Annotated in this window: 19 protein-coding genes; 12 read left to right on the top strand and 7 right to left on the bottom strand. The window is 63.1% G+C overall.

The window, feature by feature from the left end:
* The first annotated feature begins 22 nt into the window (after positions 1 to 22).
* The 9 genes from KKY_RS15065 to KKY_RS15025 are packed head-to-tail and all read left to right on the top strand — an operon-like array spanning position 23 to position 10,153.
* The gene (locus KKY_RS15065) at positions 23 to 982 is read left to right on the top strand and encodes an ABC transporter permease (protein WP_014132237.1); all 960 of its coding nucleotides are present in this window, start codon (positions 23 to 25) and stop codon (positions 980 to 982) included.
* A gap of 22 nt (positions 983 to 1,004) precedes the next feature.
* Positions 1,005 to 1,874 (top strand): ABC transporter permease, encoded by an 870-nt coding sequence (locus KKY_RS15060; protein ID WP_041529527.1) that lies wholly within the window; start codon positions 1,005 to 1,007, stop codon positions 1,872 to 1,874.
* A gap of 21 nt (positions 1,875 to 1,895) precedes the next feature.
* Positions 1,896 to 2,813 (top strand): dihydrodipicolinate synthase family protein, encoded by a 918-nt coding sequence (locus KKY_RS15055; protein WP_014132235.1) that lies wholly within the window; start codon positions 1,896 to 1,898, stop codon positions 2,811 to 2,813.
* A 2-nt stretch (positions 2,814 to 2,815) separates the two neighbouring features.
* Positions 2,816 to 3,829, top strand: coding sequence for an ABC transporter ATP-binding protein (locus KKY_RS15050; RefSeq protein WP_014132234.1), 1,014 nt, complete (start codon positions 2,816 to 2,818; stop codon positions 3,827 to 3,829).
* Position 3,830: 1 nt separating this feature from the next.
* Entirely contained in the window at positions 3,831 to 4,823 is a 993-nt protein-coding gene (locus KKY_RS15045) for an ABC transporter ATP-binding protein (RefSeq protein ID WP_014132233.1), read from the top strand.
* Positions 4,820 to 6,289 (top strand): sulfatase-like hydrolase/transferase, encoded by a 1,470-nt coding sequence (locus tag KKY_RS15040; RefSeq protein WP_083824128.1) that lies wholly within the window; start codon positions 4,820 to 4,822, stop codon positions 6,287 to 6,289. Before KKY_RS15045 ends, KKY_RS15040 begins: the two co-directional genes overlap by 4 nt.
* Positions 6,289 to 7,215, top strand: a complete 927-nt coding sequence (locus KKY_RS15035; RefSeq protein ID WP_014132231.1) for a dihydrodipicolinate synthase family protein — start codon at positions 6,289 to 6,291, stop codon at positions 7,213 to 7,215. The genes KKY_RS15040 and KKY_RS15035 overlap by 1 nt, the downstream gene beginning before the upstream one ends.
* An 11-nt stretch (positions 7,216 to 7,226) precedes the next feature.
* Positions 7,227 to 8,690 carry a sulfatase family protein gene (locus tag KKY_RS15030; protein ID WP_014132230.1) on the top strand — a complete coding sequence of 488 codons (1,464 nt, stop codon included), beginning with the start codon at positions 7,227 to 7,229 and terminating at the stop codon, positions 8,688 to 8,690.
* A gap of 23 nt (positions 8,691 to 8,713) precedes the next feature.
* On the top strand, positions 8,714 to 10,153 hold the full coding sequence (locus tag KKY_RS15025) for a sulfatase family protein (RefSeq protein WP_014132229.1): 1,440 nt from the start codon (positions 8,714 to 8,716) through the stop codon (positions 10,151 to 10,153).
* On the opposite strand, the gene KKY_RS15020 is transcribed toward KKY_RS15025, so the two are convergent.
* From KKY_RS15020 to KKY_RS21005, 7 genes are read right to left on the bottom strand one after another with little or no spacing between them, the layout of a single operon-like run.
* On the bottom strand, positions 10,146 to 11,192 hold the full coding sequence (locus KKY_RS15020) for an ABC transporter ATP-binding protein (RefSeq protein ID WP_014132228.1): 1,047 nt from the start codon (positions 11,190 to 11,192) through the stop codon (positions 10,146 to 10,148). The genes KKY_RS15025 and KKY_RS15020 overlap by 8 nt on opposite strands.
* Before the next feature lie 3 nt (positions 11,193 to 11,195).
* Positions 11,196 to 12,038 carry a carbohydrate ABC transporter permease gene (locus KKY_RS15015; RefSeq protein WP_041528808.1) on the bottom strand — a complete coding sequence of 281 codons (843 nt, stop codon included), beginning with the start codon at positions 12,036 to 12,038 and terminating at the stop codon, positions 11,196 to 11,198.
* On the bottom strand, positions 12,028 to 12,957 hold the full coding sequence (locus tag KKY_RS15010; protein ID WP_014132226.1) for a carbohydrate ABC transporter permease: 930 nt from the start codon (positions 12,955 to 12,957) through the stop codon (positions 12,028 to 12,030). The genes KKY_RS15015 and KKY_RS15010 overlap by 11 nt, the downstream gene beginning before the upstream one ends.
* A 14-nt stretch (positions 12,958 to 12,971) precedes the next feature.
* Positions 12,972 to 14,240 carry an ABC transporter substrate-binding protein gene (locus KKY_RS15005; RefSeq protein ID WP_014132225.1) on the bottom strand — a complete coding sequence of 423 codons (1,269 nt, stop codon included), beginning with the start codon at positions 14,238 to 14,240 and terminating at the stop codon, positions 12,972 to 12,974.
* A 29-nt stretch (positions 14,241 to 14,269) separates the two neighbouring features.
* Positions 14,270 to 15,880 carry an FAD-dependent oxidoreductase gene (locus tag KKY_RS15000; RefSeq protein ID WP_014132224.1) on the bottom strand — a complete coding sequence of 537 codons (1,611 nt, stop codon included), beginning with the start codon at positions 15,878 to 15,880 and terminating at the stop codon, positions 14,270 to 14,272.
* Positions 15,877 to 16,470 (bottom strand): substrate-binding domain-containing protein, encoded by a 594-nt coding sequence (locus KKY_RS21010; RefSeq protein WP_338090939.1) that lies wholly within the window; start codon positions 16,468 to 16,470, stop codon positions 15,877 to 15,879. Before KKY_RS21010 ends, KKY_RS15000 begins: the two co-directional genes overlap by 4 nt.
* Positions 16,467 to 16,922, bottom strand: a complete 456-nt coding sequence (locus KKY_RS21005; protein WP_338090938.1) for a LacI family DNA-binding transcriptional regulator — start codon at positions 16,920 to 16,922, stop codon at positions 16,467 to 16,469. Before KKY_RS21005 ends, KKY_RS21010 begins: the two co-directional genes overlap by 4 nt.
* Positions 16,923 to 17,130: 208 nt before the next feature.
* Here KKY_RS21005 and KKY_RS14990 point away from each other — a divergent pair, with 208 nt between their 5' ends.
* The 3 genes from KKY_RS14990 (at position 17,131) to KKY_RS20380 (ending at position 19,510) form a co-directional block, all read left to right on the top strand.
* Entirely contained in the window at positions 17,131 to 17,874 is a 744-nt protein-coding gene (locus KKY_RS14990; RefSeq protein ID WP_014132223.1) for a GntR family transcriptional regulator, read from the top strand.
* 67 nt (positions 17,875 to 17,941) lie between these two features.
* Positions 17,942 to 18,643 (top strand): N-acetylmannosamine-6-phosphate 2-epimerase, encoded by a 702-nt coding sequence (locus KKY_RS20385; RefSeq protein WP_014132222.1) that lies wholly within the window; start codon positions 17,942 to 17,944, stop codon positions 18,641 to 18,643.
* 3 nt (positions 18,644 to 18,646) lie between these two features.
* On the top strand, positions 18,647 to 19,510 hold the full coding sequence (locus KKY_RS20380; RefSeq protein ID WP_014132221.1) for an ROK family protein: 864 nt from the start codon (positions 18,647 to 18,649) through the stop codon (positions 19,508 to 19,510).
* Positions 19,511 to 19,521 lie beyond the last annotated feature (11 nt).

The following is a 19,521-nucleotide window of genomic DNA, read 5'->3' as shown; positions in this document are numbered from 1 at the left end:
ACAAGAAACCAAGGCACACGACATGCTCCGATACATCGCGTACCGCGTGGTTTTGGGACTGCTCATGCTTTTGGCGCTGACGGTGCTGATTTTCGTCATGCTCCGGCTGACGCCCGGCGATCCGATCGACGCCTATATCAACCCAACAATACCGATCGCGGAGGCAGACCTTGCTGCATTGCGCGAAAGACTGGGGCTCGATCAGCCGCTTCCGGTGCAATATTTCGCATGGCTGGGCGCCGCGCTCTCGGGCAATTTCGGCTTTTCGATCCAGCGCGGAGGCGCGCCGGTGCTGCCGCTGGTTCTCAGCCGGGTCTGGCCGACCGTCCTGCTCATGCTGTCGGCCACGGCGATCGCCATTGTCGTGGGGATCGTGGCGGGCATCGTCAGCGCGGTCAGAAAGAACAGGCCGGCCGATATCTCGCTCTCGGTATTTTCGTTTCTGGGCGTATCGAGCCCGGCCTTTCTGACGGGAATCCTCGGCCTTTACGGCTTTTCGGTCGTTTTGCGCTGGTTTCCATCGGGGGGCATGCTGACGCCGGGCCGGCCGTTTTCGGGCCTGGATCTGCTCTATCATCTCATTTTGCCTGCAACGCTGCTGTCGATTGCCCAGGGGGCGCTTATCATGCGCTACATGCGCGGATCGCTGCTCGAGGTCTTGTCCCAGGACTATGTGCGGACCGCCCGTGCCAAGGGAGTTCGGGAGTTCTGGGTGGTGGTCAAGCATGCGGTGCGCAATGCGCTGCTGCCCGTCATCACGCTGATCGGATCGACCATTGGCGGGGCGATCGGCGGAGCGATCTTTATCGAAAGCGTCTTCAACTGGCCGGGCATGGGTCTTTTGATGATCAACGCTGTGTCCAGCCGGGACTACAGCGTCATCATGTGCGCCACGCTGCTGATCGGAGCCAGCGTCATCCTCGTCAACCTTCTGACCGACATCGCCTATGCGGCTGTCGATCCGCGCATCAGGAACGCCTAAGGTGTCGGTAACAACGTCTCCCATCTTGTCCGCACGGCCAGCCAAAGGACCGCTCAGGCGCGCGCTGGACCGGTTCTTTGCAAACGTTCCCGCCGTCATCGGGCTGGCCGTCATCACCGTGATCGTCGGGCTCTCGCTCACCTATCAGTGGTGGTGGGCCTATGCGCCCAACGATATCGACCTGCGCGCCATCAGCCAGGGGCCGTCGGCGACGCACTGGATGGGCAGCGACGGGGTGGGCCGGGACGTTCTGGCGCGGCTCATGCAGGGCGGGCGGGTTTCGCTGCTGGTTGCCGTGGTTTCGATGTTCATTTCGATGTTTCTGGGGTTCATCGTCGGGGCGGTGGCCGGTTTTTCCGGGCGGCTTGTCGATGGCGCCGCCATGCGGCTGGTCGATCTGGTCATGACGCTGCCGCCGGTCATCTTCCTTCTGGTGCTCGCCTCGATTGCCGGAACCGGCGTGGTTCCGACCATCATCGTGATTTCGCTTCTTTCATGGCCGGTGCTGGCGCGCATGGTCCGGGCGCGGTTCCTCGAATTGCGCGAGCGCGATTTCGTGGTCGCGGCGCGCGGCATGGGGGCGAGCCTGCCGCATCTGCTCATCCGCCACGGCATCCCCAACTGCATCGACATTCTCGTCGTTTACGCTTCGCTGCAGATCGCGGCGGGCATCCTGCTCGAAGCCGGGCTGTCGTTTCTGGGCCTGGGCATCGCGCCGCCCGAGGCGAGCTGGGGCAACATGCTCAACGCCGCCCGCTCGACGCGCGTTCTCGAAAACTATCCCTGGCAGTGGATGTTCCCCGGCGCGATGCTGGTCATTTCCGTCCTCGCGATCAATTTCATAGGCGACGGTCTGCGCGACGCCTTCGATCCCCGATCCGATCTCAACTAATCAATCGAACAGGTTTTCCAAATGCCGCTCTTTGAAGGTGTCGTTCCCCCCGTCGTGACCCCCCTGACATCGGATTTCGATGTTGACTATGAGGCGTTCGACCGCGTCGTGGACTTCCTGCTCGAAGCCGGCGTCCATGGTCTTTTCGTCCTGGGGTCCACAAGCGAAGTGGTGTTTCACGACGAAAAAACCCGCTTAAAGATCATCGAGCGGGCGCTCAGGCGCGCCGGTGGACGGGTGCCGGTGCTGGCCGGCGTTATCGATACGGCGACCGACCGCGTCATCGCGCAGGCCCGCGCGGCGCAGTCGGCGGGGGTCGATGCCGTGGTGGCCACGGCACCCTTTTATGCGCGCACCAGCCAGCCCGAGATCGTCGATCATTTCCGCTATCTGCGCGAAGCGCTCGAAGTTCCCGTCATTGCCTATGACATCCCGGTCTGCGTTCACATCAAGCTCGAACGCTCGACGATTTCCACGCTCGCCCGGGAAGGCGCGATTGCCGGGCTCAAGGATTCGAGCGGGGATGACGGATCGTTTCGCTATGTGCTGGCCGATACGGCCGGCCTGCCCGATTTCTTTGCCATGACGGGGTCCGAGATCGTTGTCGACAGCATGCTCAATCTGGGCGCGCATGGGGTGGTGCCCGGGCTGGCCAATGTCGATCCGCATGGCTATGTGCGGCTCTGGAACCTGTGCCGGTCGGGCGATCTGGCGGGCGCGCGGCGCGAACAGGAACGCCTGTGCAAACTGTTCGAGATCGTCTGGCTGGGGCTGCCGCGCATCAGTGCGGGTTCGGCCGGTGTCGGCGCCTTCAAGACCGCCATGCGCAGCCTGGGGATCATCGAAACCAATACGCTGGCAAGGCCGCAAAGGGCGCTCAATGGCGAGGAGACGGCCAGGCTCGACGCCATCCTGCGCGCAACCGGGCTTTTGGAGTGACGATGGACACACAACAGCCCATCCTCGAGATCGCCGGGCTTTCCACAGTCTTCAAGATCGGCAGGCGGCGCATCGTTGCCGTGCGCGATCTCGACCTCACCATCGGCCCCGGCGAGACCGTGGCGCTGGTGGGGGAATCGGGTTCGGGCAAGTCGGTCACCAGCCTGAGCATCATGGGCCTGCTGCCCAGGGGCGTGGGCGAAGTCGAGGAAGGGCATCTGGCGCTGCGCGGCAAGTCCGGCGATGTCATCGATCTGCGCGGTCTTTCGCGCGAAGCGTTCCGGCGGGTGCGGGGCAACGATATCGGCATGGTGTTCCAGGAGCCGCTCACCAGCCTCAACCCGGTCTATACGGTTGGCGAACAGATCGCCGAGCCGATCCGTATCCACATGCGCCGCTCGCGCGCCCAGGCCTTTTCGGACGCGGTCGGGCTGCTCACCGATGTCGGCATTCCCGATCCCGAGCGCCGGGCCGGCCAATATCCCCATGAATTGTCGGGCGGCATGCGGCAGCGGGCGACCATCGCCATGGCGCTGGCCTGCGATCCGGCGCTGCTCATCGCCGACGAGCCGACAACGGCGCTCGACGTCACCATCCAGGCCCAGATCCTCGATCTGCTCAAGCGCCTGCAGACCGAACGCGGAATGGGCATGCTGTTCATCACCCACAATCTGGGCGTGGTTGCCGAAATCGCCGACCGGATCGCGGTGATGTATGCCGGATCGATCGTGGAAACGGGCAGGGTCGCGCAGGTCTTTGGCCATCCGCGCCATCCCTATACCAAGGGGCTGATGCGCTCGGTGCCCCGGATCGGGGAAGCCACGGCGCTCAAGGAGGCGGGCACGCCTCTGCCCACCATTGCCGGCTCGGTCCCGAGCCTTGCCAATCTGCCGACCGGATGCCCGTTCGCTCCGCGGTGCAGCTATGCCGTCGATGCGTGCACCGAGGCCCTGCCGCCCCTTTTCGATGCGGGTGAGGGGCATTTGAGCCGCTGCATCCGCTGGCAGGAGGTTTGAGATGGACGCTCCGCTTTTGAGCCTTTCAGGGTTGAGCAAGCATTTTGCGCCCGTAACCTTCGGGCGCGGGCCGGTGGTTCGCGCGGTCGAGGACGTTTCCTTTGACGTCCCACGCGGGCAGGTGGTTGGCCTCGTGGGAGAATCGGGGAGCGGCAAGACGACGATCGGCCGGATGGCGGCGCAACTGATCGCGCCGACCTCGGGCCGGATCGTTTTCGACGGGGTCGAGGCAAATGCCTTGTCGCGCGCAGAGCGCCGGCGCTTGCATGCACGTATCCAGTATATTTTCCAGGATCCGTTCGCCAGTCTTTCGCCACGGATGACCATCGGGCAGATCCTGACCGAAGGGCTCGATATCCAGCGCATCGGCACGCCCGCCCAGCGCCGGGAAAAGGCGCGGGCGGCGCTGGCATCGGTCGACCTTCCGCCCGATGCCATGAGCCGATACGCGCACGAATTTTCCGGGGGACAGCGCCAGCGGATCGGGATTGCCCGCGCCCTTGCGCTCGAGCCCGAGATGATCGTTGCCGACGAGCCGGTTTCGGCGCTCGACGTTTCGATCCAGGCGCAGATCATCAATCTCTTGCGCGGGCTGCAGATGCGGCTCAACCTGACCATGCTGTTCATCGCCCACGATCTGGCGGTGGTCGAATATGTCGCCGATACCGTCATCGTGCTCTATCTCGGGCGGATCATGGAAAAGGCGCCGAGCGGGCAGCTCTATTCGATGCCGCAGCATCCCTATACGCGCGCTCTTTTGTCCTCGGTTCCCTCGCCCGATCTGGAGCGCAAGGCGAGCCGGCAAATTCTTTCGGGCGACATTCCAAGCCCCGCCAATCCGCCCTCGGGCTGCGTGTTCCGTACGCGCTGCCCGGCGGCAATCGGGGCCTGCGCAGAGACCATTCCGCCGTTGCGCGAGGTCGTGCCGGGGCATTTCAAGGCGTGCATCCGCGACGATCTTGAGGGGATGGCCGGGCCGGGGGCGACGCGGTGAGGAATTTGTTGTTCATCGGCGTCGACCAATTGCGCCACGACGCGATCTGGCCGCACAAGGCGTTGCCGGTCGAAACGCCCAACATGGACCGGTTGATGCGAGGGGGTGTCTCGTTTGGCCGCACCTACGCGACCTCGCCCCTGTGCACGCCATCGCGCGGATCGATGCTGACGGGGGATTATGCCTTTACCCATGGGATGGGCACCAATTGCGACATGTATCACGCGCTGGGCCGCGAGCTCGCCGATCCGGGACGGCTGCTGCATCATGATCTGGGGCGGGCGGGGTATCGTTGCGGGTTCGTGGGCAAATGGCATGTGGGGGTGGAAAAAGGGCCGGCCGACTATGGCTTTGAGGGCGACGTTCCTCCGGGATATGGCAATTTGGCGGGAACAGATGCCTTCAAATCCTATCTTGAAGACAACGGGCTTGGGTACACGATAGAGCCCGAGCTCTATTTCAACCCCGGCCGGCAGACCCTGGCGGCGGGGCGCTGGCGCGGCCCGCAGCGCTCCACCCCGTGCCACTTCCAGAGCAACCAGATCATCGAAATGCTCGAGGGCTATCGAAGCGGCGACGCGCCGTTTTTCGCCACCGTGCAATATTGGGACCCGCACGGGCCGCACCTGATATCGGACGAGTTCCATCGCTCCACGGACCGCAGCCGGATCGTCCCCTGGCCAAATTTTGCCGACGATCTGTCCGGCAAGCCGCGAAGGGTCAAGCGCGAGCGCGACGATTTCTACCGGCTGCATCCAAGGACACAAGACGAGCTGGTCGCCTATATCGGATATTATTGCGATCACGTCGCCATGCTCGATTACGAGATCGGGCGGCTGCTCGATTATCTCGAAGCGAGCGGGCTGGCCCAGAGCACGCTTATCGTGTTCACCTCCGATCATGGCGATATGACCGGCGCGCATGGGGGACTGATCGACAAGGGCCTGCCCTATGAGGAAGCCATGCGGGTGCCGATGGTGTTCAGCCATCCCGATCTGGGATCGGGCGAGCGTTCCGGGCTGGCCCTGAACATGGACATTCTGCCCACCGCGCTCTCGCTTCTCGGCGTTGCTTTTGCGCCAAGGCAGGCGATCGATCTGTCGGCGCAGATACGGGATTCCGGGGCAAAGGGGCGGGATTATCTGCTGGCCGAATATCACGGCCTGCGGTTTCTCTATTCCCAGCGCATCCTGGTGTCCGACGACAATCTCAAGCTGGTGTTTTCGCCGGGCGATCTTGATGAAGTCTATGATCTGGCCCGCGATCCGCACGAGATGGACAATCTGGCCCAAAGGCCCGAGCGCGCCGATGATCTTGTGCGCCTGCGGCTGGCGCTGATGAAGGAAACCGCCCGCCATGGCGATCCGCTGCGCGACTGTGTTTCCAAATTCAACGGCCGGTGGCGGACCGGGTCCGGCCAGTTCGATGCGACGGCGGTTTTCGAGGCCGGCCGGGCGGGTTCGTGATGGGAATGCGGGGGCCGCTCAAGGGCAATTGGGCGACGCTGCTCTTGCCCATCAATGCCGACGACAGCATCGATTTCGGCCGGCTCGGCGATGAAATCGACCATCTGGTTTCGGTAAAGGTCGATGGCATCTATTCCAACGGTACAGCCGGAGAGTTCCACAACCAGACCGAGGACGAGTTCGACGCCATCCAGGCGCTTCTGGCCGGGCGCTGCCGGGCGGCGGGCATGGCGTTCATCATCGGCGCGTGCCAGCCCGATCCGCGCGTTTCGCTCGGGCGGGTGCGCCGCGCCGCTGCGCTCAAACCCGCCGCCATCCAGATCATTGTGCCCGACTGGTGGCCACTGGTTCCGGCCGAGGCCACGCGTTTTGTCGAAATGGCTGCGGAAGCGGCGGATGGGGTGCCGCTGGTGCTTTACAACCCACCGCACGCAAAGCGGGTCTATTCACCCTCCGAGCTTGCGGAAATCCTCGGGCCGGTTCCCGGTATTGCCGGGATCAAGCTCGGCGACGGCGATGGTGCATGGTACGAGCAAGCGCGCCGGCATCTTTCAAACTGGCCGATTTTCGTTCCCGGGCATCATCTGGCGACCGGGGTGAGCGAGGGGGTGGCGGCCGGTGCGTTTTCCAACGTCGCCTGCCTGAGCCCCCTTGGCGCACAGCTCTGGACGCGGATGATGGCCGACGATCTGGCGCAGGCACGCGAGATCGAGACCCGGCTGCGCGGGTTTTTGGACACTTATATCACCCCGTTCGCGACGAGCGGGCTCTATTCCAACGCGGCGCTCGACAAATTGCTGGCGGCGGTCGGCGGCTGGGCCGATGTGGGCACGCGGCTGCGCCAGCCCTATCGCTGGATCGATCCTGTGGTCGTGCCCGAATTGCGCGCGGCGGCGGTCAGGGCCGTCCCTGAAATCATGGTCTGATGGAGACGCGCATGGGAACGCCCAATATCCTGATGATAATGACCGACCAGCAGCGGCGCGACACGCTCGGGGCCTATGGGTGCGAGTGGATCCCGACACCAAACCTGGACCGGCTGGCGGCGTCGGGCGCGCTGTTTGAAAACTGCACTGTCGACAACCCCATCTGTACGCCGTCGAGAGCCAGCATCTTTACGGGCAAGCCCGTTATCGACCATGGGGTGCTTGGGGTTCACGACAATCTTCCCGCCCATGAAACGCTGTTTACCGAGCGCCTGCGTTCTGAAGCCGGCTATCGCACTGCGTTGTTCGGCAAGCTGCACGTTTCCAGCCGGGTGCAGGAGCAGACCCAAAGGCATCCAAACGACGGTTTCGACATCTATGAATGGTGCCTTGAGCCCTCGGTCGCCATGGACAGCCCGTTCAACGGCTATGCCCAATGGCTTGCCGAGACCGCGCCCGCGTTCCGGAATGCGCTGGCGCGCAATGGCAGGCGGGAGCTTCATCATCCCCCCGATCTGCATATGAGCAAATGGGCGGCGGACCGGACCATCGATTTTCTGCACGCGTCAAAAGACGACGGCAGGCCTTTTTTTTGCCTGATGAGTCTTTTCGATCCTCACGATCCCTATGAGGATTATCCGGCTGCCCTTGCAGGCGCCATCGACGATGCGCGGATCCCGGCGCCCATTCCGCCGCGTGCCGATCAGCCCCGGTGCGTAAAGCGCGAGCAGGAGGGGTCTTATCTCGGCCGGTTTTCCGACTTTTCGCCGCATGAGATCGCGTCCATCCGCAAGGGCTATGCAGCCTCGATCGCGTTTCTCGACCGACAGGTCGGCCGGGTTCTCGATGCGCTGGACGATGCGGGGCTGACCGAGGATACGCTGGTCATTTTCACGTCCGACCATGGCGATCAGCTCGGCGATCACGGGCTGTTCGTCAAGGGCGTGGCGCTTTACGAACCGACGGTGGGGGTTCCGCTCTTGCTGCGATGGCCGGGGAAAATTGCGGCGGGGGGCCGCTCGCGCGCCCTGGTTCAGGGACACGATATTGCCGCTACATGTCTTTCGGCTGCGGGGCTTAACACTGATCGTTGCCCTTCGAGCGAAGATCTTGTCGCGGTGGCCAGGGCTGGCGCCACGAAACGCAACGCTTCGATCTGCGCCTACCGGAACTCGGGCATCAACGGGTCCGGCACCTTCTGGGAGCCGCCGATGCGGGCGACCATGGCGCGCGACAAGCGCTACAAGCTGACCGTCTATTGGAGCGGGGGAGAGACCGAGCGCGAGCTTTTCGACCTTTCCAGCGATCCGCGGGAAACCCGCAATATTTCCGGCGATCCCGGGCACGGTCCGGCCGAAAACGCCCTGCTGGCCGAAATCGCGCGCTTTCTCGACACCGAAGCCGCCCAGGCGCCGCCGCGGGCGACCACCTCGTTGCCCGATGCCACCCAGCGGCTCAACAACGCCATCCGTTAGCTCTTTCGTTCAAGGACATGTCCATGGGTGCAAGCCGTCCTCCCAATATCGTTTTCATCGTGACCGACCAGCAGCGGTTCGACACGATCGCTGCCCTGGGGTTCGATCACATGGAGACGCCGAACCTTGACCGCATGGTGCGGCGCGGAACGAGCTTTACCAATATGTATGTGACCTCGCCGTCCTGCGCGCCCTCCCGGGCGTCGCTGTTTTCGGGGGTTTTTCCTCACACCAACGGGGTCATGCGGAACGGGGAGCCCTGGCCGTGGTCCTGGGTCACGCTGCTCAACCAGGCTGGCTACCGATGCGTCAATGTCGGCAAGATGCACACCAATCCGGTCGAAGGCGCTTTCGGCTTTCACGAGCGTCATGTGGTCGAAAACAAGGACCGGGCCCACCCCAATGTCGCCTTCTATCTCGATCAATGGGACAAGGCGCTCTGGACACGGGGGCATGAAAAGCCGAGCCGCGTGACCTATCGCCGGCGCGAGGATTATGCCGAACGGCTCGGTGCCTTCACATGGGATCTCGAGGAAGACCTGCATGCCGATGTCTTTGTCGGCGATCTGGCATGCCTGTGGCTGGAGCGCTATCCGGGCAGGGAGCCGTTCTTTCTTCAGGTCGGCTTGCCCGGACCGCATCCTCCATATGATCCCACGGCGCACTATCTTGCCAAATATGCCGACCGGGCGCTGCCGACCCCGATCCGCGACGAAGATTTCGATGCACAACCGGCACCGTTGCGGGCGCTGCGCGCGCAGCATCTTGCGAACGATCACGACGCGGTCGTCCATCTCGCCGATCCGTCGCCCGAGCAGATGCACCGGCAGCGTGCACACTATTATGCCAATGTCTCGATGATCGACGCGCAAGTTGGCAAGATCATCGACGCCCTCGAAGAGCGCGGGGTGCTGGACGAGACGATTATCGTCTTTACGTCCGACCACGGCGATTGCCTCAACGATCACGGGCACTCGCAGAAATGGACAATGTATGAGCAGAGCGTCCGGGTGCCGGCGATCATCTGCGGGCCGGGGATCGAGCACGATCTGCAAATCGCCGACCTGGTATCGCTGATGGATCTGGGGCCGACCATTCTCGAACTGGCGCAAATATCACCTCCGGCCTGGATGGAGGCGCGGTCGCTGTGTTCCTATCTGGCCGGGGACAAGAGTGTGGTTCGCGACAGCGTTTTTTCCGAACACGCGAACGACAAGATTCTCGAGGAAACCGAATTCATGACCATGATCCGCAAGGACAAATGGAAGCTCGTCCACTTCGTCGATTGCGAAGAGGGGCAATTGTTCGATCTTGACGCCGATCCGCGGGAAACCCGAAATCTCTGGGAGGACACCGAGTCCGAAACGATCAGGCAGGCGTTGTTGCTCGACATTTTGTCCTGGCGCATTCAGAGCGACAGGATCACGCAGGGTTTCTTGCGCCAGTCGCGCGATCTCAGGTGAGGCGTTGGCCGGTATCGGTAGCGAACAGGTGCACCCTTGCAGGGTCGATCGATATGCCGAGGGTTTGCCCGGGCGTGGCCGAGACGCGTTCGCGGAACAGGCCGATGACGGAGGTTTGCCCGATTTTCATGGTGACCTGGGTTTCAGAGCCCATCGGTTCGACGATGAGGATTTCGGCGGCAATGGCGTCTGGCGCGAGCGTGAAATGTTCGGGGCGGATGCCGTAGATGGCCCCCGTCCCCACCGGCACGCCCGGCGGGCAGGGCAGAATGGCTCCGTCCGTCTCAAAGCCCCCTGCGCCGACCCGGCCCTCGATGAAATTCATCGAGGGCGAGCCGATGAAGCCGGCCACGAACCGGTTGGCGGGGCGGTCGTAAAGTTCGAGTGGCGCGCCGATCTGTTCGACCCGCCCGCCGCTCAGAACCACGATCTTGTCGGCCATGGTCATGGCTTCCACCTGATCGTGGGTGACATAGACCGTCGTCGTCCTGAGCCGCTGGTGCAGCGCCTTGATCTCGCCGCGCATCACGACGCGCAGCTTGGCGTCAAGGTTCGAGAGCGGTTCGTCGAACAGGAACACCTTGGGATCGCGCACGATGGCCCGGCCCATGGCGACGCGCTGGCGCTGGCCGCCCGAGAGCTGGCGGGGGTAGCGGTCGAGATAGGGTTCGAGCCCCAATATTGTCGCAGCCCATCGCACCCGCTCCTCGATTTTTGCCTTGGACACGCGGCGATGCTGGAGGGAAAAGCCCATATTGGCGGCGACACTCATATGCGGATAGAGCGCATAGTTCTGGAACACCATGGCGATGTCGCGGTCCTTGGGCTCGAGATCGTTGACGACGCTGTCGCCGATTTCGATGGTGCCATCGGTTATGGTTTCAAGCCCGGCCAGCATGCGCAGAAGGGTCGATTTTCCGCAGCCGGACGGGCCGACCAGAACCACGAATTCACCATCGGCGATATCGATGTCGATGCCGAAAATGACCTCGGCCTTGCCGTAGGATTTCTTGACGTCGGAGAGCGTAACGGAAGCCATGGATCAACCCTTGAGCCCGGAATGGGCCAGTCCTTCGACGAACTGACGCTGGGCGATGATGAAGACGATGAGGACGGGGAGCGCCGTCATGGTGGCGGCGGCGAGCTGGACATTCCACAGGGCACCGCCATAGGCGTCGGTGAACTGGGTGAGGGCCTGTGGCAGCGTGAAATTGGCCGGCGAGGACAGGAACACTATAGGCTCGAGATAAAGGTTCCAGGAATGAAGGAAGGTAAAGATCGCCACGGCCCCGAGCGCCGGGCGGGCCAGCGGCAGAGCAATTGTCCAGAAGATCCTGAACCGGCCCAGCCCGTCGACCCGCGCGGCCTCCTCGAGTTCCTTGGGCAGCGCGATGAAGAACTGGCGCATGACGAAGGTCGCAAACACCGATGGCGCGCCAAAGACGGGCACGAGGATCAGCGGCCAGTGGGTGTTGATCATGTCCCAGCCCAGAAAGATCTGGAACAGGGGCACGATGGTGACTTCGGCAGGGATCAGGAGCCCGATCAGGACGATCATGAACAAGGTGTTGGCGAAGGGAAATTTTATACGCGCGAAGGCATAGCCGGCCATGGACGAAAACAGCATGGTTCCCGCGGTGACCAGCGCGGCGATATAGGCCGAATTCCAGTATTGCTGCGCGAAAGGCTGCAGCTCGAACACACGCCCATAGGTGGAAAAATCGAACCGGGTCGGGACGATATCGGGCGGAAAGGCAAAGATGTCGGAGATCGGCTTGACCGAGGAGGTCACCATCCACCAGGTCGGAAAGACAAACGGAATGAGCAGCACGCTCATCAGCCCGTAAACCAGCACCTTCATGCGCGGGGAGAGGTCAGTTTTCATAGAACACCAGCTTGCGGCGCATCTGCCACTGGATGAATGTGAGGACGGCCACGATCACGAACAGCAGGATCGAGAGCGTCGCGCCATAGCCGAATTTGTGGAACTGGAAGGCCTGCTGATAGAGGTAATAGACCAGAACCGTGGTCGACATGCCCGGCCCGCCCTGGGTCAGAACCGCGATCTGGGCAAAGACCTGGAGCGAACCCACGATGGTGATGATCGAGGTCAAAAGCACAGTGGGGCTGATCATGGGCAGGGTGATGCGGGTGAACTGCTTGAACACCGGTGTCCCATCGACCCGCGCCGCCTCATAAAGCTCGCGCGGCACGCCCTGCAGCGCGGCGAGGAACAGCACCATGTTGAGCCCGACATTTTTGAACACCTGCACGACGATCACCGAGATCATCGCCGTTGTCGGGTGCCGCAGCCAGTTTGGCCCCTCGATGCCGAAGGTGGCGAGCAGGGCGTTGATGCCGCCATTGTTCTGGAGCAGAAAGCCCCAGACGATGGTCCATGCAACCAGCGAAACGACGACGGGCGAGAAAAACAGCGTGCGATAGACGGCGATCCCCTTGAGCTTCTGGTCGAGCAGCACGGCCAGAAGCAGCGCCAGGCTCATGTTGAAGATCACCAGCCCCACCGAGAAAATTCCGGTGGCGGCCAGAACCTGGGGCAGGCCCGGATCGCTCAGAAGTGTTTGATAATTGGCCAGACCCTGAAAGCGGAAGGTCTGGGCCAGGACATTCCACTCATGGAGCGAATACCAGAAGACCAGCCCCAGAGGGATCAAAACGAAAACGGTGATGCCGATCATCTGCGGGGCGATGAACAGATAGCCCGCAAGGCTGTCGCGGCGCTCCATCGTCCAGAACGGACGCTTTCGCGCTGGTGGAGATGAAGATTTGGCCGCGACAGTCATTGGTTCTTATCCGGTCAGAGCATCGGGGTGATGCGGTCGCAGACCGAGGTCAGCACCGCCTGGACGTCCGCATCGGCCTGCCAGAGGGCGTCGAGTTCGGCGCGCACGACCTGCTGGATTTCGGCGAACCCGGCGTGGCCGGGCAGGACAACACCGTTGGTGATCCCGGCGACGACGACGGTTTCGAGCTGTTGCGGCGAAAGCAGGGGGTTGGTGGCGCCCAGCGTTTCGGCGTTGAGCAGGCTCTGGCGGGCCGGCGGGAAAAACTGCGCCAGCTTGGCGCTGTTTTCGGGATTGGAGAGATAGGCGAGAAATTGTACCGCCATATCCACATTGTCGCCCATGCCGAAGGCACCGATGCCGGCCTGGCCGATCACCGAATAGCTGCCCGCCGGGCCCGAGGGCAGGGGCACCAGATCCCAGTCAAAGGCGTCATCGCCCTGCGGCAGGAGCGAGGCGCGGGAGATCTGGGTGATGGTCATTGCCGCATCGCCGGTGAAGAAATCGACATTCTCGCCCGGTCCGGGCATGGCGCCGGTCTCAAAGATCGCAGAATGGATAAAGCTCATGGCATCGACCATCTCCGCATCGGCGAAGGTGCAGGTGGCACCGTCCTCGCTCCAGGGATCGGCACCCCAGCCGCGCCAGATCGAGGCGAGGTTCTGCCAGATCTGATAGTTGAAATCGCGCACGATGAGACCGTTGGCACCGGTATCGGCGACGCTGGCCGCGATAGCGATGGCGTTGTCCCAATTCCATTCGCCCGCTTCGATCAACTCGGCGGGCGTTTGCGCTCCGGCCTCGGAAATCAGGTCGTTGTTGACGAACAGCGCGAAGGGCGAGGTCGAGAACGGATAGGCATAGAGTTCGCCATCGGCGCGCCAGAGGGCGGTGGCCTGTTCGGTTACATCATCGAGCTCATAGCCCTCGGTGGCGGCAAAGGTTTCGCTCAGCGGCGCAAGGGCGCCCGAATTGACGAAATCTGCCGCCGTGGTTTCCAGAATCCAGGCCAGATCGGGGGCGTTGCCGCCGGCGATCTGGGTGGTGAGGGTGGTCGTGTAGCTGTCAAACGGCAGCGAATCGAAGGTGACGGTCACGCCGGGATGAAGTTCGGTGAACCCGTCGGCGATCTCGTTGAACATGGCGAGATGGGCCTCGTTGGCACTCCATATCGTCATGCGCAGGTCGACCTGATCCTGGGCCAGGGCCGGACCGAAAGCGGCCAGCGGCAGGGCCAGGCCCGCAAGGGCGGTGGCTGATTTCAGAAGTGTTCTGGTGTGCATCATTTCCTCCTCGAGATGATGGTTTGGCGTCAATAGGCCCGGATCTCGGGCCAGCGGATTTCGACGCCGGTCTGGTAAAGATGGGTCTGGAAGTCTTCGAGCCGGCGGTCGTCGGCCTGAACGGCGTGGGGCGAGAGATCGTTGTCGAGGCACCAGGCGGCCAGCCGTCCCACGACTTCGCCGATGTTCCACTCGACCGGGTGCAGCCGGTAGCAGCCATTGGTGATGTGGGTGGTGCCGATATTCTTGCCGGCGGGCAGAAGGTTGGAGCGATTGCGCGGCAAAAGCGCCCCGAGCGGAATTTCGAACGGGCAGGACGGCACGTCGATATAATTGTCGCCGCCGGTCGAGGGGTGCAGGTCGATCCGGTACATGCCGGTGCCGACGCTGTCGCGATAATTGACCGCTCCGGCATCGCCGCGCACCGCGTAGGAGAGGTCCTGTTCGGTGATCGTGGTCACTGCCCTGATGCGGCGGCTTTCGCGGATATAGGGGGCCATGGCGAGGCCGTGTTCGGTGCCGGTCACATCGCCCCGCAGGCGCAGGCCGGGGAAACCCTGTCCGCCATCGACGCGGGGGGCTTCGGTCTGGAGCCAGTAAAAGACGGAATAGGACAATTCGGCGGCGCGCGAGAGCCGGTGGGCGTATTCGTTTTCGGTGCAGTCGATGATCGGCGCTTCGAAATAGTCGATCATCGGCCAGTTGACGAGGCAGATGTCGGAGGCATAGGCGCCCGGGGTGAAGTTGCGGCGCGCGGCGATGCGCCGGAAGGTCCACAGGTTTGCATCGCCCGCATTGCGGCGCTGGTCGGCATCGACCTCCAGGGGATCGTCGTCGGGATTGGGGGTGAAGCTGCGGTCGACGATTTCGAGCGTGCGCGGATGGGGTGCCTTGAACCCGATCAGCGGCCCGCCCCAGAAATCGGGCTGGACGGCGCGCCATTCGTCGTAGTTTTTCGGCTTGTCGATCACATGGTTGCCATCGAGATGATCGACGGCAAAGCAGATCGAAACGGCCTGCTGGTTTTCGGGCTGGGCCTGTGAGGGCGCGCTGGGCTCGCCGGTTTCGGCCTGGCTCTCGAAGCCTTTTACGTAGTCGGTGCCGGTCAGGGGCAGCAGGTCGCCCAGCTCGGTGGCATCGATGATATATTTGCCCGAGACGACGATCTTTTCGCCCGTCTGGACGTGGCGCAGGGTGACCGAGCGTACGCTGTCGCCTTCGGTCTGGGCCTCGATGGGCCGATAGGGCTTGAAAATCCGCAGCCTGCCCATGCCGATATAGGGGGCGAGCCAGGCTTCCATCACCGCCAGGGGAACGCGCGGTTCAACGCACATGCGGCTGACCCAGCCGGCGCCGGGGTTGAGGTCGGACCAGCCGCGCGCTGTCTCGTTGAGCGGATAATGGTCGCGATAGAACTGCCGGATGGCGGTGCGCAATTGCCGGAACGTGCGGGTGCCGCCCATCTGTTCGATCCAGGAATGCTCGTCGGAGGGCACGGCCTGGCTGGTCATCTGGCCGCCGATCCAGTCGAATTCCTCGGTCAGGATCACCGAGCGGCCAGAGCGCAGGGCGCCGAGCGCGGCGGCCACGCCGCCCAGTCCGCCACCGATGATGGCGATGTCTGCAAAATAGTCTTTCACGATATACTCTTGGGTTTGATGGGGCCGAGGGTTTCGCCCTCGACCTGCTCACAGGAAAGCAATGTCTGCTCCAGTTCGGCCCGGCCTTCGAGCCGGGCGATCAGGGCAAGCGTAGCCTTGCGGGCCATCTCCTCGCGGGGGACGGCGTAGGTGGTGAAATTGGTGACGGTATCGCCGGGGCGGATGTGGCTGCCCAGCACGACGATGGAAAGGTCGCCGGGAACGCTCAGGCCCCTGGCGATTGCCGCCCGCTTGAACGGAATGGCGTCGGCCAGTTCCGTGAGAAAGACGATTGTGGCGCCAATGGACCGGATCGCCGTCAGAAAATCCTCGGGGTCGATGCCCACTTTGGGGTCGTAAAGCACAAGTTCTCCAGCGCCCGCGATTCCCGCTTTAAAGCCCTTCCACCGGTCGACCGTCGACTCCGCGCCCGTATGGGGCCCCACATAGGCGAATTTGGTGTGGCCCAGCGCCATCGCTTTTTCGACAAGCCTTGCCGTGGCCGTCGCATAGTCGGCGCCCACATAAGGCACCGGCCCCCCTGCATCGTCGCGTCGCCCGACGGCAACGAAAGGAAAGTCGCTCCTCACGAGCTTGGCGAGTTCATCGGCATCGAACTGACGGCCCAGAACGATGCAGCCATCGGCCAGCCGCAGGCGGGTGGGTTTGCGGTTTCGCTGAAAATCTGCTTTCGCCCATCGGCGCCGCGTCCCGCCGAGGTCATCAGCAAGAGATCGTACCCGGCCTCTTGGGCGGCTTCTTCGATGCCGAACAGGAATGGCGCGAAAAAGTCGGCCTGCGCGCTGGGGAAGGCGGGTTCGTAGGTGAAGACGCCCAGAATATTGTTTCGGCCCTTGACCATCCGGCGCGCGACCGGATCGGCGACATAGCCGGTTTCGGCAATCACCTTCTGAATGCGTTCGCGGGTCTGCTCGGGGATGCGGCGGCGGTCGTCGGCATTGCCGTTGAGGACGAGCGAGACGGTCGCCTGGCTGACGCCGGCGAGCTTGGCAATCGCTTTCTGTGTCATGCGGGACGACAAGCTGCGCTCCTCCACGGCTTGTTAATACGTATTAGCAGATAATACGTATAAGCGGCCAACACCGATCTGTCAATATGTGGGTAACTTTCGCTCAACTCCACCATTTTTGGCCGCAACATTGGCTTTCGGTGTCGCAAATGGCGGCGAATGAATAATACCAGTTTGAATCCAGCGCCTTCTGTGATTAATTTTTCGCGAGGGAGAAAACATGATTCAGGACACCATTATTGCCGCGCTGTCGGCGGGGCTTGCGGAGGGCAAGGGCCAGCCCCTCTATCGCAGGCTCGTCTCGGTGATCGAGCGTCTGATCGCCGAGGGGCATCTCAAACGCGGCATGCTGCTGCCGAGCGAGCGCGCCCTCGAAAACCGGCTGGGGGTTTCCCGCGTCACCGTGCGCAAGGCGCTCGATGTGCTGATCGCCGAAGGGGTCATTCGCCGGCGGCAGGGCAGCCGGACCGAGGTGACGGCGCGGGTGGAAAAATCTCTGGCGCGGTTGTCGAGCTTTTCCGAAGACATGGAATCGCGGGGGTTTTCGCCCGGATGTATATGGATTTCCAAGGAGATAACCTTCCCCACCCCAGCGGAGACGATGGCGCTGGGGCTTGGCCCTAATGCCTCGATTATGCGCCTGAGACGGGTGCGCACGGCCGATCGTGTGCCCATCGCCATGGAAATCGCCGCCGTTCCTGCGTCCATTCTCGGCGATCCCGATCTGGTTGGGGATTCCCTTTACGCGGCGCTCGATTCGGTCGGGGTCCTGCCCCAGCGCGCCGTGCAGCGCATGCAGGCCGGTCCCGCCGACGCACTCGACCGCGCACATCTGATGCTCGAAGAGCATGCGAGCCTTCTGATCGTCGAGCGCCGCTGCTTTTTCGGCGACCGCGTCGTCGAATTCACCCAGACCCGCTATCGGGGCGACGTTTACGACTTCGTGCTCGAATTGCACCGATAATACCAGTAAGAAACCAGTTGCCATCCCCACCCCCAATGCTATCGTCCCCCAAAAAAGGACGAATGACTTGCACGCGTTGCTGGAAAAACTCGATACCGGTTTGATCGTTTCCTGCCAGCCCGTTCCGGGCGGGCCGATGGACAATTCGGCCTGCGTCGTCGGCTTTGCGCTCGCGGCGCTGGAGGCGGGAGCCGTTGGCTTGCGCATCGAGTCACTGGCCTATGTCGAGGCGGTTCGGGCGGTTACCGACGCACCGATCATCGGCATCATCAAACACGATCTCGACGATTATGACGTTCGCATCACGCCGACGGCCGCGATGGCGCGCAACCTTGGCACGGTGGGGTCCGATATCGTTGCGTTCGATGCCACCGCCCGTCCCCGGCCAGAGAGCGTCGGCGACATTCTGGCCGCGATTCATGCGGAAGGCGCGCTGGGGATGGCCGATTGCGCCGATCTCGAGGACGCTAAGTCGGCGCTTGCCGCGGGCGCCGATTGCATTGGCTCCACACTTTCGGGCTATGTCGGAAACGGTCCGGAGCCCACGCTTCCCGATTTCGAGCTTATCGAAAAGATGGCCGGGCTCGGCGGTTTCGTCATCGCCGAAGGGCGCATCCGCAGTCCCGAACAGGCGGCGAAAGCGCTGGCCGTGGGCGCCAATGCGGTGGTGGTGGGCTCGGCCATCACCCGCACCGAGCATATCGTCTCCTGGTATCGGGACGCCATCGATGCCCAAGGCCACGATGCTCGCAACAGGGCGAGAGGCTGATCGATGGCCAACAGCGCGCCCACAGATACGGTTCTCGCCATCGACATCGGGGGCACCAAGATTCTCGGTGCGCTGGTGTCGGGCACGACAATCACCGAGCCCGTGGAAATTGCTACGCCCGGTTCGGGCGACCCTCGGAGCTGGATTGCCGATCTTTTCGGCCGAGCACCCAATTGGCACGGACGCTACGGCCGGGTTGGCGCGGCGGTTACCGGCGTCGTTGAGGACGGCCACTGGTCGGCGCTCAATCCAAAGACGCTGTCCATTCCGTCCAACTATCCACTGACCGAGGTGCTCGGCGATCTGGCCGGCGCGCCGGCCATCGCGCTCAACGATGCGCAGGCAGCGGCTTGGGGCGAGTATCGGCTTGGCGCCGGGCGGGGAGCCGAAAGCTGCGTTTTTCTGACCATCTCGACCGGTATCGGCGGGGGCGTGGTGGCCGGGGGACAATTGCTGAGCGGGATGGCCGGGCATTTCGGGCAGTTCCGCGCCGATATCGCCGATGAAACGCCGATCGAGAGTCTGGCGGCGGGGCGGTGGATGGCCGAGGCAGCGCAAGCCCAGGGCTACCCCACCGATGCACGCGGCGTCTTCGCGGCCGCTGCACAGGGCGACGCCTGGGCCGAAAGCATCATTGCGCTTTCGGCGGGCCGCATCGCCACGCTGTGCGCCAATATCCAGCTCGGGCTCGCGCCCGAAAGGATCATCATCGGCGGTTCGATCGGCCTGGCGCCCGGCTTTATCGCGCGCATCGCCGCGTCGTTTTCGGATTTGCCGCCGCGTCAGAGGCCAGTGCTCGTCGCGGCACAATTGGGAGGGCAGGCGGGGATCGTGGGGATCGCCCAGATTGCCTTGCCATCGAACTAAACATGACCAAC

It is taken from the genome of Pelagibacterium halotolerans B2 (genome assembly GCF_000230555.1).
Lineage (GTDB): Bacteria > Pseudomonadota > Alphaproteobacteria > Rhizobiales > Devosiaceae > Pelagibacterium > Pelagibacterium halotolerans.
The sequence above is the reverse complement of the archived record's forward strand: the minus strand, read 5'-3'. Positions and strand labels throughout refer to the sequence as shown.

Excerpts from the sequence above, each read along its gene's own strand:
- KKY_RS14990 (WP_014132223.1), top strand. The coding sequence starts at position 17,131 with ATGATTCAGGACACCATTATTGCCGCGCTGTCGGCGGGGCTTGCGGAG.
- KKY_RS20380 (WP_014132221.1), top strand. The coding sequence starts at position 18,647 with ATGGCCAACAGCGCGCCCACAGATACGGTTCTCGCCATCGACATCGGG.
- KKY_RS15065 (WP_014132237.1), top strand. The coding sequence starts at position 23 with ATGCTCCGATACATCGCGTACCGCGTGGTTTTGGGACTGCTCATGCTT.
- KKY_RS15010 (WP_014132226.1), bottom strand. The coding sequence starts at position 12,957 with ATGACTGTCGCGGCCAAATCTTCATCTCCACCAGCGCGAAAGCGTCCG.
- KKY_RS15030 (WP_014132230.1), top strand. The coding sequence starts at position 7,227 with ATGGGAACGCCCAATATCCTGATGATAATGACCGACCAGCAGCGGCGC.
- KKY_RS15020 (WP_014132228.1), bottom strand. The coding sequence starts at position 11,192 with ATGGCTTCCGTTACGCTCTCCGACGTCAAGAAATCCTACGGCAAGGCC.
- KKY_RS15050 (WP_014132234.1), top strand. The coding sequence starts at position 2,816 with ATGGACACACAACAGCCCATCCTCGAGATCGCCGGGCTTTCCACAGTC.
- KKY_RS15035 (WP_014132231.1), top strand. The coding sequence starts at position 6,289 with ATGGGAATGCGGGGGCCGCTCAAGGGCAATTGGGCGACGCTGCTCTTG.
- KKY_RS15005 (WP_014132225.1), bottom strand. The coding sequence starts at position 14,240 with ATGCACACCAGAACACTTCTGAAATCAGCCACCGCCCTTGCGGGCCTG.
- KKY_RS15055 (WP_014132235.1), top strand. The coding sequence starts at position 1,896 with ATGCCGCTCTTTGAAGGTGTCGTTCCCCCCGTCGTGACCCCCCTGACA.
- KKY_RS15045 (WP_014132233.1), top strand. The coding sequence starts at position 3,831 with ATGGACGCTCCGCTTTTGAGCCTTTCAGGGTTGAGCAAGCATTTTGCG.
- KKY_RS15015 (WP_041528808.1), bottom strand. The coding sequence starts at position 12,038 with ATGAAAACTGACCTCTCCCCGCGCATGAAGGTGCTGGTTTACGGGCTG.
- KKY_RS15025 (WP_014132229.1), top strand. The coding sequence starts at position 8,714 with ATGGGTGCAAGCCGTCCTCCCAATATCGTTTTCATCGTGACCGACCAG.